Source organism: Streptomyces sp. NPDC014861, from assembly GCF_043081625.1.
Classification (GTDB): Bacteria; Actinomycetota; Actinomycetes; order Streptomycetales; family Streptomycetaceae; genus Streptomyces.
Genome location: NZ_JBIBWV010000025.1, coordinates 88,210 through 103,625, shown reverse-complemented (window position 1 = coordinate 103,625; position 15,416 = coordinate 88,210). Strand labels below are relative to the sequence as shown.

The following is a 15,416-nucleotide window of genomic DNA, read 5'->3' as shown; positions in this document are numbered from 1 at the left end:
CCCGGGGGCCGCGGGGCGCCACCCGGGGCGGGCTGGGCGGCGCCACCCGGTGATCCCTGGTGTCCACCGCGGCAATACCGCGCCTGTGTGGCCTGGGCGGGGGGGGGGGGCCCCGGGGGGGGGGCCCCCCGGCCGCACACGTACCCGACGCCGGTCCGCCGGCGACATCGACGCAGAAAGTGTGAGTCATGGCTGATCCGTTGGTCGAGCGGCTGTCGACCGGTGAGTGGAGCCCGGAGAGGTTCGGACGACACCTCCGTGAGGCGGGTGCGCCGCTGGTCGCCCGGGTCTCCCCGGACGAGGTGGAGGTGACCTTCGTCGACGAACCCGGCGACGACACGACGGTCACCCTCTCGGTGGTGATCGGCCCCAGAATCGGCTTCAACCCGATCGGGACGCTCGCCCCGGTGCCGGGGACGCCGTTCCACGCCCTCACCCTGCGGATGCGTTCCGACCTGCGTTTCTCGTACGTGTTCACCCGACGCGGGCCGACCGGCGGGGACGAGCGGGTCCCGGACCCGTTCAATCCGGCGCCCCGGTTCTCGGAGTGCTCGGTGGAACGGTTCTCCGGCGCGTCCGTGGCGGTGATGCCCGACGCGGAGCCGCTGCCCTGGCTCGACCGGGCCGAGGCGGGGCCGGCCCCGGCGGTGGATTCCGCCCTGCTGGCGAGCGAGATCCTGGGAGACGAACGGCGCGTCTGGGTCTCGATGCCCCCGGCGGAGTTCTCCGACGGGGCCGCGCTGCCTCTCGTGATCCACCTGGACGGAACGCCGGACCACAGCGCGCCGAGCGTGCGCGACGCCGTGGTCCGCGCGGGACTGATCCGCCCGTGCGTGGTGGTCCTCGTCGAGCAGCCCGCGCGGCGCCGCGACCAGGAGCTGCTCTGCGACCCGGCGTTCTCCCGGATGCTGGTCGAGGAGCTGCTGCCGTGGCTGCGCCACCGGTATCCGATCTCGCGGGACGCCGGTGACGTCGCCCTGGCCGGCGAGAGCTTCGGCGGTCTGTGCGCCGGATGGACGGCGCTCCACCACCCGGCCGCGTTCGGCAACGCCATCCTCCAGTCCCCGTCGTGCGGCCACCACCCCGGCCTCCGGTGGGGCACGGGACCGGACGAGCTGCTGCGCCGTACCCCCGTGCCGACACTGATCAGCGACTTCCTGGACGCGGAAGCGGCTCCGGTCCGCGTCTTCCACGACGTCGGCGAGCTGGAGAGCTCGCTCACCCACAGCCGCTGGCTGGACCAGGTACTGACCGGGAAGGGCTGCACCACCCTGTACAGGGAGTTCGCGGGCGGGCACGACTACGCCTGGTGGCGCGGCCTCTTCGCCGAGGCCCTGCTCTGGTGCTTCCCGCTGTCGAGCGGCGATCGGGGTCAGGCGTGAGTGACTCCGCACGTGCTTCGGGCGCCGACCCCGCGGGGCTGGGGCGAGGACCGCTGACCCGCCGGCTGCCGGTGCTTCTGCTCGACCCCGCCGAGCCCGTCGGGGACGGGCCCTTCGCGTCCGGGCCGGGGACCACCCCGGGCCGGTTCCTGCTGCGCGTGATCCTCTCGGTCAGGCGGATCACCGTTCCCGCGATGCTGCTGGCGATCGTGTGGCAGGTGGGCGAGTCAGCGGTCCCGGTGGTGATGGGAGTCGCGATCGACCGCGCGGTCGCGACCGGCGACGCGGGCCAACTGGTGCTGTGGCTCGGCGTGCTGGTGGCTCTCTACCTCGCGCTGACGTCGGCGGCGCGCTTCTCGCTGCGGCTGACGGCCCACGCGGTGCAGGTGGTGCAGCACCGGCTCCGCGGCACCCTCTCCGTCCGTGTGCTGCACCCGGTCGGCGGCACCGTCCGCGCGCCCGGCGGCGGCATGGTCTCGGTGATGACGAACGACGTCGCCCGCCTGGCCAACGCGGTCATCCTGACGATCATCCCGGTGTCCAGGGTCGCGGCCATCGGGTTCATCGCGGTGTCCCTGCTGGCCACGCACTGGGTGCTCGGACTGGTGGTGCTGCTGGGGGCGCCGGTCGCGGTCTGGTCGACGGGCCTGCTCAGCGAGCGGCTGTCCCGCGACACCCGCGCGTACCAGGAGCTGCTGGCCTCCACGGTCGGCAAGGCCACGGATCTGGTCGCCGGCTACCGGGTCGTCAAGGGGCTGCGGGCCGAGGCCGAGGCCACCGGCCGGTACCGGCGGGCGAGCCAGGAGACCCTGGCAGGCGCCAGGCGCAACGCCGGCCTGCTGGGGAGGTTCCTCGCGGGCTCGGGTGCGGTCAGCGGCACGTTCGTCGCCGCGGTGCTGGGGCTGGCGGGCTGGTTCGCCGTCGACGGGCAGCTCAGCGTCGGCGGTCTGATCACCGCCGTGGGCCTCGCCCAGGCGCTCCTGCCGCAGATCCAGGCCATCGCGAGCACGTCCATCCCGAACCTCGCGAACGCCCGCGCCTCGTCGGTGCGTGTCCTGGACGAGCTGCGCCGGCACGCCGCGTCGCCGGCGGGACCCGACGACGCGGGCACGCGGGAGGTCACCGCGCTGCCGGAGCTGGACGTGGTCGTGCCGCGTACCTCCCGGCCCGGTACGACGATCCGGGTCGCGCCCGGCGAACTCGTGGGCCTGCGCGCCGACGACCGGACCGCCGCCCAGGTCGTCGAGGCGCTGCTGGACCCGCGGGTCGAAGGTGGGATCGAGGTACGGCTCGACGGGATCGCCGCACGGGACCTGCCTCCCCTCCACTACCGTTCCCGGGTCTTCGTCGCGCCCCACCGCGCCACGCTGTTCAGCGGCACCCTCCGCGACAACGTCGCCGCGGTCGCGGGCGCGCCCGAACGGGTGGACGCCGCGGTGCGGGCCGCCGCCTGCGACGACTTCGCGGCCGACCTCGACGCGCCGGTGGGCGAGGCCGGCAACCGGCTCTCGGGCGGCCAGCGCCAGCGGGTCGCGCTCGCCCGCGCGCTCGCGAGCGACGCGCCGGTGCTCGTGCTCCACGACCCGACCACCGCGGTCGACTCGGTCACCGAGCACGCGATCGCCGGCCGTCTGCGGGATGTCCGGGCCGGCCGCTCGACCCTGCTGATCGCCTCCAGTCCGGCGCTGATCGCCGCCTGCGACCGCGTCGTCGAGCTGCCCGACGACGTATCCGTTCACTCAGGGGCGGTGGCGCGATGAGCGGCACCCCCACCGTGCCCGAGGCCACGCCCCCGGGTTCCGGGCTGTCGGGTCTTCCCGTCGCGAGCGGCCGCGAGACGGTCGGAGAGGTGTGGCGGCTCAGCCGCGGGCACCGGCTCCGGCTCGTCGCGACCGGAGTGCTCGGGGTCGTCAGCACCGCCGTCGACCTCATCGTCCCCGTCGCGATCGGATCGCTCGTCGACCGCGTGCGGGACGGCTCCGCGGAACTCGGCACCGTACTGGCGATCACCGCCGTCATCGTGCTCTCCGCGGCCCTCGGTGCCGCGGGCACCGCACTGACGATCGTGCTCGCCACCCGTGTCTACCACTCCCTCCTCGCCGCGTTGCGCGAGCGGCTCGTGGGACGCGCGATGGCACTCCCCCAGCACTTCGTCGAGCGCGCCGGCACCGGAGACCTGATCTCCCGGTCCAGCGACGACGTCACCGCGGTCGCCGACGCCGCCCCCGCCGTGATCCCCGTGCTCACCGTCACCGCCTTCACCATCGTCGTGTCGCTCGGCGGGCTCGCCGCACTGGAGTGGCCCTACGCGGCCGCCCTCGCCGCCGTCCTGCCGGTCTACGCGGCGGCCGTGCGGTGGTACCTGCGTGTCGGGCCGGGCGTCTACCGCGCCGAGCGTGCGGCGATGGGCGCGCGTGCCCAGCAGGTCGTCGAGTCCCAGCGCGGCTACGCCACCGTGCTCGGCCTCGGGCTCGCCGGGCAGCGCCACCGTGCCTTGATGACGGACTCCTGGCACGTCGCGGGCCAGACGCTGCGGGCCCGCACCGTGCTGAGCATGCTCAACGCCCGGCTCAACCTCGGGGAGTGCCTGAGCCTGGCCGTCGTCCTCGTCGTGGGCTTCGTCCTCATCGAGCACGGCGCGTCGACGGTCGGCGGCGCCACCACGGCCATGCTGCTCGTGCTGCGCCTGCTCGGACCGGTCAACCAGCTGCTGATGGTCATCGACACCCTCCAGTCGGCCCTCGCGTCGCTGAGCCGGATGGTCGGGGTCATCACGATCCCGGCGAGCCAGCCGGAGGTCCCCGCGCCGCCCGTGGACACCGGTACCGCCGTGCGGCTCGACGGGGTCTCCTTCCGTTACGGCGAGGAGCCGGGGGCGCCTCCGGTGCTCGACGACATCACCCTCGGCATTCCGTCCGGTCAGCACGTGGCCGTCGTCGGCGTGTCCGGGGCGGGCAAGACCACGCTCGCCGGAGTGATCGCCGGCATCCACCTTCCCGGGGCCGGACGGGTCTCCCGTCCCGGCCGGACCGCGATGATCACCCAGGAGGTCCACGTCTTCGCGGGCACCCTGCGTGAGAACCTCACCCTGGCCGCGCCGGAGGCCACCGACCGCGACCTCCACGCTGCGCTGGAAGCCACCGGCGCCGCGTCGGCGCTCGACGTCCTCCCTCACCGGCTGGACACCGTGCTCGGCGTCGGGGGGCACTCCCTCACCGACGCCCAGGCCCAACAGCTCGCCTTGGCCCGCCTGCTGCTGGCCGACGCCGATCCGGTCATCCTCGACGAGGCGACCGCGGAGGCCGGCTCCGCCTACGCCACACAGCTCGACCTCGCCGCCGAGGCCGTCCTCGCCGGGCGCACCGCCGTCGTCGTCGCCCACCGCCTCTCTCAGGCGGCGGCCTGCGACCGGATCGTGGTGATGGAGCGCGGCCGGATCATCGAGACCGGTACCCACGCCGAACTGGTGGCCGCCGGCGGGGTGTACGCCGGTCTGTGGGCGGCGTGGGAGGCGACCCGCTGACGACATCCGATCAGGTCGGCCGCCGGTGGTGGTGGTTCGGGCCGGTCCCGACGCGTTCCCGCGTCGCGTGTCGGGCCCTCCTCGGGCGGCCGGACGTCGGTCCAGCCCCTCGGGCGGCGGGCGTCGGTCAGGCCCTCGGGCGGCCGGGCCGCGGTGCGGCCCGAAACCGCCTTGTCGACATCGCCGTTCCGGCGGTTGGGTCGCTGGAGCGGCACCGGCCGGGGCCCGCGCGACGCCGAGCGGACAGGATGGCGATGGGACGCAGGGAGAAGCAACTCGATCCGTCGGCCGGGCCCGTGGCGGCGTTCGCGCACGCGCTGAGGAGGCTGCGGCAGGACGCGGGAGGCCCTTCGTACAGCGCCATGGCACGTCGCTCCGGGGCGTACTCGGTGACGACCTACTCCCGCGCGGCGGGCGGCGGGCAACTGCCGACCCTGCCCGTGGTGCTCGCGTACGTCGCCGCCTGTGACGGTGATCCGATGGAGTGGGAGGCCCGCTGGCGGCGGGCGTACGAGGAGGCCGAGGCCTGCCGGTGGTCGGAGGAGGACGAGCCGTCCCCGTACCGGGGTCTGGCCCGTTTCGAACCGGGTGACACCGACCTGTTCTTCGGCCGCGACCGCTCGGTGGCCGACCTCCTGGAGCGGGCGGACGAACACCGGCTGGTCTGTCTCTTCGGCGCCTCGGGGAGCGGGAAGTCCTCCCTGCTGCGCGCCGGGCTGATCCCGCGACTGCGCGATCCGGCGTACGCCGGGGAGCGGCCGGCCGCCGTGCGCATCCTCACGCCGGGGGAACGCCCGCTCTCCACGCACGGTTCCGCCCTCCTCGCCGCCGACTCCCCCGGGGACACCTGGCTCGTCGTCGACCAGTTCGAGGAGGTCTTCACCCTCTGCGACGACGTCGAGGAGCGCACCGGATTCATCGAGGCGCTCCTCGCGGCCGCTCGGCCGTCCCGTCGTCTCCGCGTCGTCCTGGGGATCCGCGCGGACTTCTATCCGCACTGCCTGGAGCATGCCGGGCTGGCGGCGGCGGTCCGGGACGCGAGCCTGCCCATGGTCGGGATGACCCAGGCGGAACTGCGGGAGGCGATCTGCGGGCCGGCCGCCGTCCGGCGGCTCGTCGTGGAGCGAGCGCTGACGGACGCGCTCGTCGAGGAGGTCTCCGGGCGGACCGGCGGTCCCCCGATGCTGTCGCACGCCCTCCTGGAGACCTGGCGCCGGCGCTCCGGGCGCACGCTGACCCTTGAGGCGTACGAGCGGGTGGGCGGCATCCGGGGCGCCATCGCGCAGAGCGCCGAGGCCGCGTACTCCCGGCTGGACCCCGCCCAGGCCGAGACCGCCCGGCAGATCATGCTCCGCCTGATCACTCCGGGCCACGGCGCGGCCGACACCCGGCGCCCCGCCACCCGCGCTGAGGTCACGGCCATCGGCAAGGGCGGCGGTGAGGCGCGGGCCGTGCTCGACACGCTCGCCCGGGCCCGGCTGGTCATCGTCGACAGGGATCGCGTCGAACTCGCCCACGAAACCCTCATCACGGCATGGCCCCGGCTCCAGGGCTGGATCGAGCGGGATCGCGAGACGCTCCGGGTGCACCGCTGGCTGACCGAGGCCGCGGACGCGTGGGAGGCCGTGGGTCGCGATCCCGGGGTACGGATATCCCCGGTACGCCTGGCCCAGCTCGGCGACTTCGAGACGGAGGCGGGCCGCCGCCGGCTCACGTCTCTGGAGGCGGACTTCATCGCGGCCGGTCTCGCCACCCATCGCCGGACGATCCGCGACCGGCAGGTCGTCGGCGTGGTGATCCCCCTCCTCTCCTCTCTGGCCCTGGTCTCCGGAGCCGTCGCCTGGCGGCAGCGCCGCCGGAACCGCGCCCCCACGGCCTGGTGAGGCGCGTGCGTTCCGTGGAAAGGGGCCCGGCGGATTCAGGTGCCCGGTGGGGGCGGGACGAGCCGGCACGTCACCGGGCGGCGAGGCCGCTCACGTGCTGCCACAGCTGAGCCCGGGTCTCGTCGTCGTCCCTGCCGGGGCCGACGGCATAGGTGGCGGGCCGGGGCCGGCGGTCGTGCCAGAGCGTGCCCGTGCCGACGAGGGGCTCGTCCGAGGACCCCAGCCAGACGACGGTGTCCGCTCCCTGCTCGGGGGTGCGGATGATCGGTCGCGTCAGCGCGCGGAACACAGGCAGCCACGACCGCACCCCCTTGGTGTCCGCCCAGCCCGGATGCGTCGCGTACACGTGGACGTCCTGCTCACGCAGGCGGGCGGCCCATTGTTCGGTCAGGACGAGTTCGGCCCGTTTGGTGCGTGCGTAGATCTTCTTCGGGCCGTACGCGTCGCGCTCGGACTGCGGGTCGCCCACCGGGAGCGCCTGCCCGTACTGGCCGCCGGAGACGACGTTGATGACGCGGGACGGCGCGGCGCGGGCCAGCGGATCGGTCAGCCCGTCGACCAGCACCCAGGGGCCCAGGACGTGGGTGGCGAAGGTGAGCTCCACGCCGTCGGGACTGTGTTCGCGGGTGTCGGGCATGACCCCGGCGTTGTTGACCAGGACGTGCAGGGAGTCGTGGCGCTCGCGGAACCCGCGGGCGAAGCCGCGCAGCGAAGCGAGGCTGCTCACGTCGCACACCCCGGGGTGCACCCGGTCCGCGGCCGAAGGCACGCGGTGCCGGATCAGGCGAGCGGCGTCCTCGGCCCGTTCCCGGTTGCGGGCCAGGGCATGGACCTCGGCACCGAGTCGTACGAATCCCACCGCCGCAGCCTGCCCGATGCCGGACGCGGCCCCCGTCACGACCACGACCTTGCCGTCCATCCGGCCACCGTCCGCGGGCCAGCCGGGCATCCGGCGCCGTACGTACAGGCCGGGCCTGCCGTAGCCGAGTGCGACCGACCGGTCCAGGACGGTGTCGACCACCGACTCCAGGTTCATACGGGGCGGCTGCCCACGCCCGTCGCCGCCACACCTGAGTCGGCCGGGGACGAATGACGCCCCCACCCCTGACGTCCAGGAGCGGGTCGTCAGGACCTTGCGACCTCCGTGGGGACGGCGCCCGTCGCCGCGCCGCTTCCTCGACACCCGCCCACCGGACGGGTCCGGTGCCGCGCCTGGAGCCGGTCTGATCGGCGGGGCATCGCTAGACGCCGGGCGGGGCGCTCTCGCGGGCCGCCGGGAGCACGACCCGGATGCCGAACTCGTAGGTGCCCGTCGCCCGGGCGATGGCGATGAAGAGGTCGGCGAAGAGCTCCTGGCCCCGGGCCGTGCTGATGCCACCGAGGTCGAGGACCGATTCCTCGGACCAGCCCAGATCGGCGAGCAGGCCCCGCACCGCCTTCTTCGCGTCCGCGTCCTCACCGGAGAGGAACACGTTGCTCGCCCCTTCGAGGGAGTCCGGCGCGACCATCACACCCCGGTCGACGGTGGAGAACGTCTTCACCACGCGCGTGTCCGGGAACGCGCGCTGGATCTCCTCGCCGAGGCTGACGACCGGGTGGGACGGCGCCCCGTCCTCGCGGAAGCCGACGGCGACGTCCAGCAGGACCTTCCCGGCGAGCGCGGGAGCGCCGATCCTGTCGAGCAGGGCCACCGAGGCCGTGCCCGGGGTGGCGTTCACCAGCACGTCCGCGTGCTCGGCCGCCGCCGACGGGTCCTCGACCCGTACGCCCTCCGCGACGACCTCGTCCAGCTCCGCGAGGAGCACCGGGTCCCGCGGCCGTCGTGAACCGAGGACCACGTCATGGCCGGCCCCCGCCCACGCCGTCGCGAGTGTCCTGCCCACATGCCCTGTACCGAGGATTCCTATCCGCATGCGGATCATCCTGCCGCCGCAGGCCCGTCCCGCACCTCGGCCCGAAGACCGCACTGACTTCGTTCTCCCGTCCTAGGCCGGACGCCTCGCCTGCGCCGAAGGGAGGGAGGGTGGCACTGGGGTGCGGGGCCGGAACGGGGTCAGGCCCCCGGACGCGGGGCGTCGGGGGCCTGACGGGAGTGCTGGGGGGGTCAGGGCTTCTGGCGGCCCCGCAGGGAGTCCTTGACGCCTTCGGCCTGCTTCTCCACCTTGCCCGCGGCCTCGCGCGTCTTGCCCTTGACCTGGTCGGTCTTGCCCTCGGCCTGCATCCGTTCGTTCCCGGTCGCCTTGCCGACGGCCTCCTTGGCCTTGCCCTTGGCCTGCTCCATCTTGCCCTTGGCCTTGTGTGCCATGGGACGACTCCTTTACGAGATGAACATTCACTCACAACCTAGGACAAACAGAAATGTTTCGCTCATCGAGTCGAGGAGGTGTGGTCCGGGGGGCTGACGGACGTCTGCGCCGCGTGGACCGGACAGGCCGCCCGTCGACACAACTGCGCCGGGATCCTGCGCATGAGCGGGAGGACCGCCTCCCTCGCATGCCGGACGATCTCCCGTACGTAGGGCCGGAATCAGGTCGGCAAGGGTGGGGCGCGGCAGCCGTAGACTGGGGCAAAATCATCGGAATCGGAATCGGAATCGGAATCGGAATCGGCTACGGCAGCGGAGTGGGTATGGGAAGGCGGCCACCGGAGCCGGGCGGGGAGGCCGAGGGGCTGTTCGGGGTGGAGGAACTCGTCGCCGCCTCAGCGCCGCCGGGCGGGGTGGAGGAGGGCCGGGCGTTCCGGGACGGGGCCGAGGCGGCGCGGCTGCTGCGGGTGACGGAGATCCACGCGGAGCCGGGCGCCACGGCGTCCCTGCGGGGGCGGCAGATCATCGCGCGGTTCCCGGACGCCCGGCTCGTCGAGACCGGCTCCCACTGGCGCATCCCGCACCTGCACGGCAACGAGGGGAACGTCGAGCGCTGGGTGCGGGTGAAGCGCGAGACGCTCGTCCTCGGCGAGCGTTCCTCCCTCACCGTCCGCCCCAACGGCCGCTCGGCCGACTGGATCGCCCCCGGCCTGTCCAACGGCTGCGCCATGGCCTGCGCGTACTGCTACGTGCCGCGCCGCAAGGGCTTCGCCAACCCCATCACCGTCTTCACCAACGTCGAACGGGTCCTGGCCGCGATCGGCCGGCACATCGCCGCGACCGGACCGAAGAACGAGCCGAACCAGTGCGACGAGCGGGCGTGGGTGTACGACGTCGGCGAGAACGGCGACTGTGCGGTGGACGACCTGATCAGCGACAACACCGCCGACGTCGTCCACGCCTTCCGCCGGTGGCCCACCGCGAAGGCGTCCTTCGCGACCAAGTTCGTCAACCCCGATCTGCTGCGGCTCGACCCCCGCGGGCGCACCCGGATCCGTTTCTCGCTCATGCCGCCGGACGACTCCCGGCTCCTCGACATCCGCACCAGTCCCGTCCCCGCCCGCCTGGAGGCCGCCGGCGACTTCCTGGACGCCGGGTACGAGGTGCACTTCAACCTGTCGCCGGTGGTCGTCAGGCCCGGATGGCGGGACGCCTGGGGCGAGCTGCTGCGGATGATGGACGACGTGCTCCCGCGGCGGGTGAAGGACCAGGCCGCGGCGGAGATCATCATGCTCACCCACAACGAGGACCTGCACGGCGTCAACCTGGGCTGGCACCCGCGTGCCGAGGACGTCCTGTGGCAGCCGGGCCTCCAGCAGCCCAAGAGGTCGCAGAACGGCGCCCTGAACGTCCGCTACCGCACCCCGGTCAAACACGAGGCGGTCGAGGCCCTGACCGGCATGATCGCGGAACGGACGCCGTGGCTGCGGGTGCGCTACGCCTTCTAGGGCCGCGCGCCGAGGGGCGCGGTGGCGGGGGCCTGCCCCGGCTCGGCGCCGGAGTGCTGCTCTCGACGCAGCGGCTGAGCGGGCTGCGGATGGCGCTGCGGAGGTGGGGCAGCCCAAAGGTTGTCCCGCAACTCAGGACACCGCTTGCCGATGTCCGGTTCGACCTGCTTGGTCGGGGCCGCGTTGAGACCAGGAGTCGTGGCACAACCGGGCAAGCCGATCTGCTTGTGGTCCCCCATCAGCCTCTGGCCTGAGTCACGGGACAAACCTTAGGCGTGTACGGTCCTGCTCTCGGCGCCACTCGAAAGTGCGTGCGCGCCGTTTGAGGGAGGGAATGTATGCGTAAACCCCTGTTCCGACGTGTGGTCTCTGCGGCCGCCGCTCTGGGGCTCACTTCGTTCGCGCTGCTCGGCGCGGGCGCCGCGCCCGCGCAGGCCGCGGTGAGTGACTGCCCGTCGGGCTACTTCTGCGCCTGGGCCAACGGCAGCGGCGCGGGCACGATGTTCAAGACGAACACGAACAAGGCGACGCTGGGCACCTGGGACAACAAGTTCCAGCTCGTGCACAACCGGACGTCGCTCATCGCCTGCGGCTACGAACTGGCGAACTACAACACCGCCGACGGCTACGGCGTCTTCGATCCTGGCGAGCCCTACGCCACCGGGATGGAACCGGGCTACATCAGTTCTCTGAAGCTTGTCCGCACCCTGCGGGAGTGCGAGACGTATCCGTACCCCTACTGGTACTCGGAAACCTCGACCAAGGCCGCAGGCTTTGGCGACATGAACGCCGACAAGCGATCGGACATCCTCGTCCGTGATCGCGCCGGACGCCTGTGGTTCCTGCCTGGCGACGGCACCGGCAAACTCGTCGGCACGGGCGGCTGGAACGCCTTCAACGCCATGGTCCGGCACGGCGACTTCAGCCGGGACAACCGCGAGGACGCGATCGTCCGCGAGGCAGCCACCGGCAAGCTGTGGCTCTACCCCGGTACCGGCACCGGCGGCCTCGGCACGCGCAAGCTGCTCGGCTCCGGCGGCTGGAACGCCATGAGCCGGATCGCCGCGCTCGGCGACCTGACCGGCGACGCGCGCTCCGACCTGCTCGCCGTGGAGAAGACCACCGGGAAGCTGTGGCTTTACCCGGGGACGCCCACCGGCACTCTGGGCGCCCGCAAGCTCATCGGCAACGGTGGCTGGAACGCCATGAACTCCCTCACCGGTGTCGGTGACATGAACGGCGACGGCCGGGCCGACCTCTACGCCCGTGAGGCGTCGACCGGCAAGCTCTGGCTCTACCCGGGCAAGGCCGGCGCGCTCGGCTCCCGCGTCCTCATCGGCTCCGGCGGCTGGAACTCCATGGCCTCGCTCCTTGCCGTCGGCGATTGGTCCGGCGACGGCCGACCCGACCTCCTCGCCATCGACAAGTACGACGGTTTCCTCCGCTACGAAGGAACCGGCACCGGCGGCCTGCGAGCCGGCGAACAGATCGACCTCTGGTGGGCCCTCAACGGCACCCTCTGACCCATATGTGCGGGCCCTCGGCCGCGTAGGGCCCGCACATCCTGGTCGGCGCCGACGCCAGTGCACACCTTCTGGCTCACCACACTCGGCGGTCACCTGCCGATCAGCCGCGTCAACAACGCTCCGGGTCAATACAGCTAAGGGTTGCCCGTAACTCAGGCCAGAGGTTGATGGGGCACCACAGACAGACCGACTTGTCCGGTTGCGCCCGACTCGTGGCTTAACGCGACCCCCACCAAGTAGGTCGAACCGGACACCGGAAAGCGGTGTCCTGAGTTGCGGGACAACCCTCAGGCCTTCCCCATGGCCTCCGGGCGCGTGTCCCGCGCGGACTGGCCCGCGAGCACGCTGCCGCCGTCGCTCGGAAGGAGCGCGAGAGATGCCGACGTGCCACGCCGTCTCACAGGGGCGCTGGTGAGGCGGCTGGCACTTTGGGACGGCTGACGAGCCGGATACGCGCGACCGTGGACCCCGCAACTCTGTTCAGGGTCAATGACGTTGACCCGCCCCCTCGGGAAGAGCCGACCGTACGGCCAACGGCCGGCCAGGGGGCGCCACGGGGGCGCCGGGCGGCCAAGGGGCTCCGGGCGGCCAGGGGCCGGCGGGCGGGGCGGCGCCCGGCCACCGGCTAGGGGCGGCCAGCAGCTCCGCCGCGCAGTCCTCGGCGAGGTCCTCGGCGTGCGGGGGCAGCGGCTCGCCGGCGCGCAGAGGCCGCCGGACGATCGAGAGCGGCAGGTCGATCAGGGCCAGGACGATCCGGTCCCGGCCTCTGGCATCCGTGAACCCGAGGGCCGCGGCGAGGTCGCCGATGGCGGCGAACACGCGCTCGTTGCCGGAGTCGGCGCGCCGGATGTGCTCTTCGGACCAGTCGGCGCGGCCGAACTCCGCCGCACCGTGGAGCAGGAGGGCGGCCTCCTCAGGGCGGGTCCGGCTCCATGCGACGACGTGCCGGGCGGCTGCACGGGCGGCCGTACGGGGGTCGGGATCGCTGTGCAGGCGCGCGAGGTAGCCCTCCTGGAACCGCTCGACGGTCCGTAGCCAGACCTCGGCGAGCAGGGCCGAGCGGCCGGCGAAGCGGTGGTACATGGAGCCGCTCGGTGCGCCGATCGCCTGGGCGACGGCGGACATGGTCACACCGGCCGGCCCGGCCGAGGCGGCCAGCCGTACGGCGGCGTCGAGGATCTGGTCGGTGTCGAAGCGGGGTGGTCTCGCCATGAATCAGAGAGTACCCTCCACAATATTAGAGAGATCTCTCTAATATTGTGGAGGGGAAGACCGATGGGCGTCTACAACGTGCATGAACGCGTGCTGAGCGCTGAGGCGGACCGGGTCGGCGCATTGATCGACACGCTGTCCTGCGGGGAGCACGACCAATTGTGGCCGGGTCGGCTGTGGCCGGAGATGCGGCTGGACCGTTCCCTGGCCGTCGGGGCGGCCGGCGGCCACGGCCCGGTGCGCTACACGGTGGCCGCGTACGTCCCGGGGACCTGGGTGCGCTTCGCCTTCACCGGGCCCCGCGGGTTCCACGGCTTCCACGAGTTCACCGTGCTGCCCGCCGACGGCGAGCGGACCACGCTGCGGCACACCCTCGCGATGAACCTCAGCGGCGTCGGCCGCCTCACCTGGCCACTGGCCTACCGCTCGATGCACGACAGCCTCCTCGAAGACTGCCTGGACCGCGCCGAACTCGCCTGCACGGGCGCCCTCGCCCACCGGGCCCGCTGGTCCCTGTACGTCCGCCTCCTCCGCCACCTGGCACGCCTGACGGCGGCGAGCCGGCGCCGAAAGTCCTGATGAAGGGCGTGGGACGCGCCGGTGGCATGAGGCAGGCGGCGAGGACCGGTGATCGGCGTCGCACTCGTCCGTCCAGCCTCTCCCCTGGACGCCGCTCCGGGCGCGGCGAGCACGCGGGCGTCCGTATAAGGGAGAGCCAGATACGGTCCGGGCGCGTGGGTCTCCCGTAGCACTGCCCGACGCCGCTCCCTCGCGCACCGATCGCCACGCTCGCGCCGGTCGGCCGCCAAGGCCGGGGCAGGGGCGGGGGAGTCGCCGAGCGCGGGCCTCTTCGGGGTGACCGACCACGCGACTGTCACGGTCTTCGGTACTCGGCGGGGCAAGTACTTTCGGCGCCACTCCTGATGGTCGGGGTGGGTGCAGCCGATGTCGACGGCGGGGGGCCACTCCATGGCGGTTCGGCGGCGTTTCCACGCCAGAGGAGCAGGGGACGCGGCGATGCCGCGTCAGGGCTGCGGGGTACGGCGGCAGGAAGCGCCGGTTCCGACACACGTGGGGCGAGCGTCGTGCGCGTGTCCGCCGACCGTGGCCGGGGTGCGGCATGGCCGCAGAGGCGGATCCGCGAGGCGAGGTGGCCCGCAACCCTCCTGGCCCTGGGCCGGGTCGAGGCCATCCGCCACGTGTGAGCCTCTCTCAGCGGGGCCACGGCTCACTGCTGGGCCGCCGCACCAGCCCGACCATCGAGCCGCCTCGCCGCACCGACTCGCCAGGTCGGGCGAGGAGGCGAATCGCCGTGCGCGCCGGCGGAGCCGGTCGCGGAACGACCGCAGCAACGTCGGCCGGCCGCGGCGGAGCGCTTCCGTCACCGCGTGGCGCCACGCGGGTCCACCGTGCCCACCGTGCCCACCGTGCCCACCGAGCTCAGCCCGCCCGGTGAAACCTCAGCGCTGCTTACTCAATGGCGACAGAAGGTGTCCGCTTTACGGCCGACGATGGACGTATGCGCGAAACCCCAGAAGAGCTCGACAAGCTCCAGTCCCTCCTCGACTCCTCCCTCTCCGGCTCAACCTCGCACCTCCGCTCGATCGTCGAGGGCCGCACCATCACGGCGGCGCAGCTCACCGGCGTCCTCACCGGCATGTGCACACTCGCCCTCTCCACGGTGACCGCCAAGGGCGAACCGCGGGTCAGCGGAGCCGACGGGCACTTCCTGCACGGCCGGTGGCACTTCGGCACAGCTCGCAACGCCACCAAGGCCCGCCATCTCGCCGCCCGCCCTGCCGCCAGCGTCGCGCACCTGCGCGGCGAGGACCTCGGCGTGTTCACCCACGGCACGGTGGAGGAGATGAACCCCGAGGACGCCGAGGCCACGGCCGACTGGCAAGAGCTCCTCGCCCACCTGAAGGACTTCTACGGCGACGAGGACGCCTTCGACTGGAACCACGAGGTCGTCTACTACCGGCTGAACCCGCACTGGATGACCGTCTACGCTCCCGATCCCGACAAGCTCACCGGCATGTGACCTCGGGCCGCTACGGGGACGGTGCGGGGGACGTCG

The 15,416-nt window shown here is 72.9% G+C and carries 11 protein-coding genes and 1 pseudogene; 8 read left to right on the top strand and 4 right to left on the bottom strand.

Going from position 1 to position 15,416, the window contains the following annotated elements; translation table 11 throughout:
* Positions 1–188: 188 nt before the first annotated feature.
* From ACF1BN_RS32260 to ACF1BN_RS32245, 4 genes are all read left to right on the top strand, one after another.
* Positions 189–1,382 (top strand): alpha/beta hydrolase, encoded by a 1,194-nt coding sequence (locus ACF1BN_RS32260; protein WP_392335126.1) that lies wholly within the window; start codon positions 189–191, stop codon positions 1,380–1,382.
* Entirely contained in the window at positions 1,379–3,142 is a 1,764-nt protein-coding gene (locus ACF1BN_RS32255) for an ABC transporter transmembrane domain-containing protein (protein WP_392335125.1), read from the top strand. Before ACF1BN_RS32260 ends, ACF1BN_RS32255 begins: the two co-directional genes overlap by 4 nt.
* Positions 3,139–4,905, top strand: a complete 1,767-nt coding sequence (locus ACF1BN_RS32250) for an ABC transporter ATP-binding protein (RefSeq protein WP_392335124.1) — start codon at positions 3,139–3,141, stop codon at positions 4,903–4,905. Before ACF1BN_RS32255 ends, ACF1BN_RS32250 begins: the two co-directional genes overlap by 4 nt.
* A 254-nt stretch (positions 4,906–5,159) precedes the next feature.
* Entirely contained in the window at positions 5,160–6,788 is a 1,629-nt protein-coding gene (locus ACF1BN_RS32245) for a hypothetical protein (RefSeq protein WP_392335123.1), read from the top strand.
* Positions 6,789–6,858: 70 nt separating this feature from the next.
* Here ACF1BN_RS32245 and ACF1BN_RS32240 read toward each other — a convergent pair whose 3' ends face one another.
* From ACF1BN_RS32240 to ACF1BN_RS32230, 3 genes are all read right to left on the bottom strand, one after another.
* A complete protein-coding gene (locus ACF1BN_RS32240; RefSeq protein WP_392335122.1) occupies positions 6,859–7,824 on the bottom strand; it encodes an SDR family NAD(P)-dependent oxidoreductase in 966 nt (321 codons plus the stop codon).
* 205 nt (positions 7,825–8,029) lie between these two features.
* On the bottom strand, positions 8,030–8,710 hold the full coding sequence (locus tag ACF1BN_RS32235) for an NADPH-dependent F420 reductase (RefSeq protein ID WP_392335121.1): 681 nt from the start codon (positions 8,708–8,710) through the stop codon (positions 8,030–8,032).
* Positions 8,711–8,892: 182 nt separating this feature from the next.
* Positions 8,893–9,093 (bottom strand): CsbD family protein, encoded by a 201-nt coding sequence (locus ACF1BN_RS32230; RefSeq protein ID WP_392335120.1) that lies wholly within the window; start codon positions 9,091–9,093, stop codon positions 8,893–8,895.
* Between the two features lie 323 nt (positions 9,094–9,416).
* On the opposite strand from ACF1BN_RS32230, the gene ACF1BN_RS32225 reads away from it, so the two are divergent.
* Positions 9,417–10,601, top strand: a complete 1,185-nt coding sequence (locus ACF1BN_RS32225; RefSeq protein WP_392335119.1) for a spore photoproduct lyase family protein — start codon at positions 9,417–9,419, stop codon at positions 10,599–10,601.
* Between the two features lie 338 nt (positions 10,602–10,939).
* On the top strand, positions 10,940–12,124 hold the full coding sequence (locus tag ACF1BN_RS32220) for an FG-GAP-like repeat-containing protein (RefSeq protein WP_392335118.1): 1,185 nt from the start codon (positions 10,940–10,942) through the stop codon (positions 12,122–12,124).
* A gap of 636 nt (positions 12,125–12,760) precedes the next feature.
* On the opposite strand, the pseudogene ACF1BN_RS32215 reads toward ACF1BN_RS32220, so the two are convergent.
* Positions 12,761–13,339, bottom strand: a pseudogene (locus ACF1BN_RS32215) (TetR/AcrR family transcriptional regulator); the annotation flags it as partial.
* A gap of 63 nt (positions 13,340–13,402) precedes the next feature.
* Here ACF1BN_RS32215 and ACF1BN_RS32210 point away from each other — a divergent pair.
* Positions 13,403–13,918 (top strand): SRPBCC family protein, encoded by a 516-nt coding sequence (locus tag ACF1BN_RS32210; RefSeq protein WP_392335117.1) that lies wholly within the window; start codon positions 13,403–13,405, stop codon positions 13,916–13,918.
* Between the two features lie 940 nt (positions 13,919–14,858).
* A complete protein-coding gene (locus tag ACF1BN_RS32205) occupies positions 14,859–15,380 on the top strand; it encodes a pyridoxamine 5'-phosphate oxidase family protein (RefSeq protein ID WP_392335116.1) in 522 nt (173 codons plus the stop codon).
* Positions 15,381–15,416: the final 36 nt, after the last annotated feature.

Coding starts and splice junctions, on each gene's coding strand:
- ACF1BN_RS32260 (WP_392335126.1), top strand. CDS start 189: ATGGCTGATCCGTTGGTCGAGCGGCTGTCGACCGGTGAGTGGAGCCCG.
- ACF1BN_RS32250 (WP_392335124.1), top strand. CDS start 3,139: ATGAGCGGCACCCCCACCGTGCCCGAGGCCACGCCCCCGGGTTCCGGG.
- ACF1BN_RS32245 (WP_392335123.1), top strand. CDS start 5,160: ATGGGACGCAGGGAGAAGCAACTCGATCCGTCGGCCGGGCCCGTGGCG.
- ACF1BN_RS32240 (WP_392335122.1), bottom strand. CDS start 7,824: ATGAACCTGGAGTCGGTGGTCGACACCGTCCTGGACCGGTCGGTCGCA.
- ACF1BN_RS32235 (WP_392335121.1), bottom strand. CDS start 8,710: ATGATCCGCATGCGGATAGGAATCCTCGGTACAGGGCATGTGGGCAGG.
- ACF1BN_RS32230 (WP_392335120.1), bottom strand. CDS start 9,093: ATGGCACACAAGGCCAAGGGCAAGATGGAGCAGGCCAAGGGCAAGGCC.
- ACF1BN_RS32225 (WP_392335119.1), top strand. CDS start 9,417: ATGGGAAGGCGGCCACCGGAGCCGGGCGGGGAGGCCGAGGGGCTGTTC.
- ACF1BN_RS32220 (WP_392335118.1), top strand. CDS start 10,940: ATGCGTAAACCCCTGTTCCGACGTGTGGTCTCTGCGGCCGCCGCTCTG.
- ACF1BN_RS32210 (WP_392335117.1), top strand. CDS start 13,403: ATGGGCGTCTACAACGTGCATGAACGCGTGCTGAGCGCTGAGGCGGAC.
- ACF1BN_RS32205 (WP_392335116.1), top strand. CDS start 14,859: ATGCGCGAAACCCCAGAAGAGCTCGACAAGCTCCAGTCCCTCCTCGAC.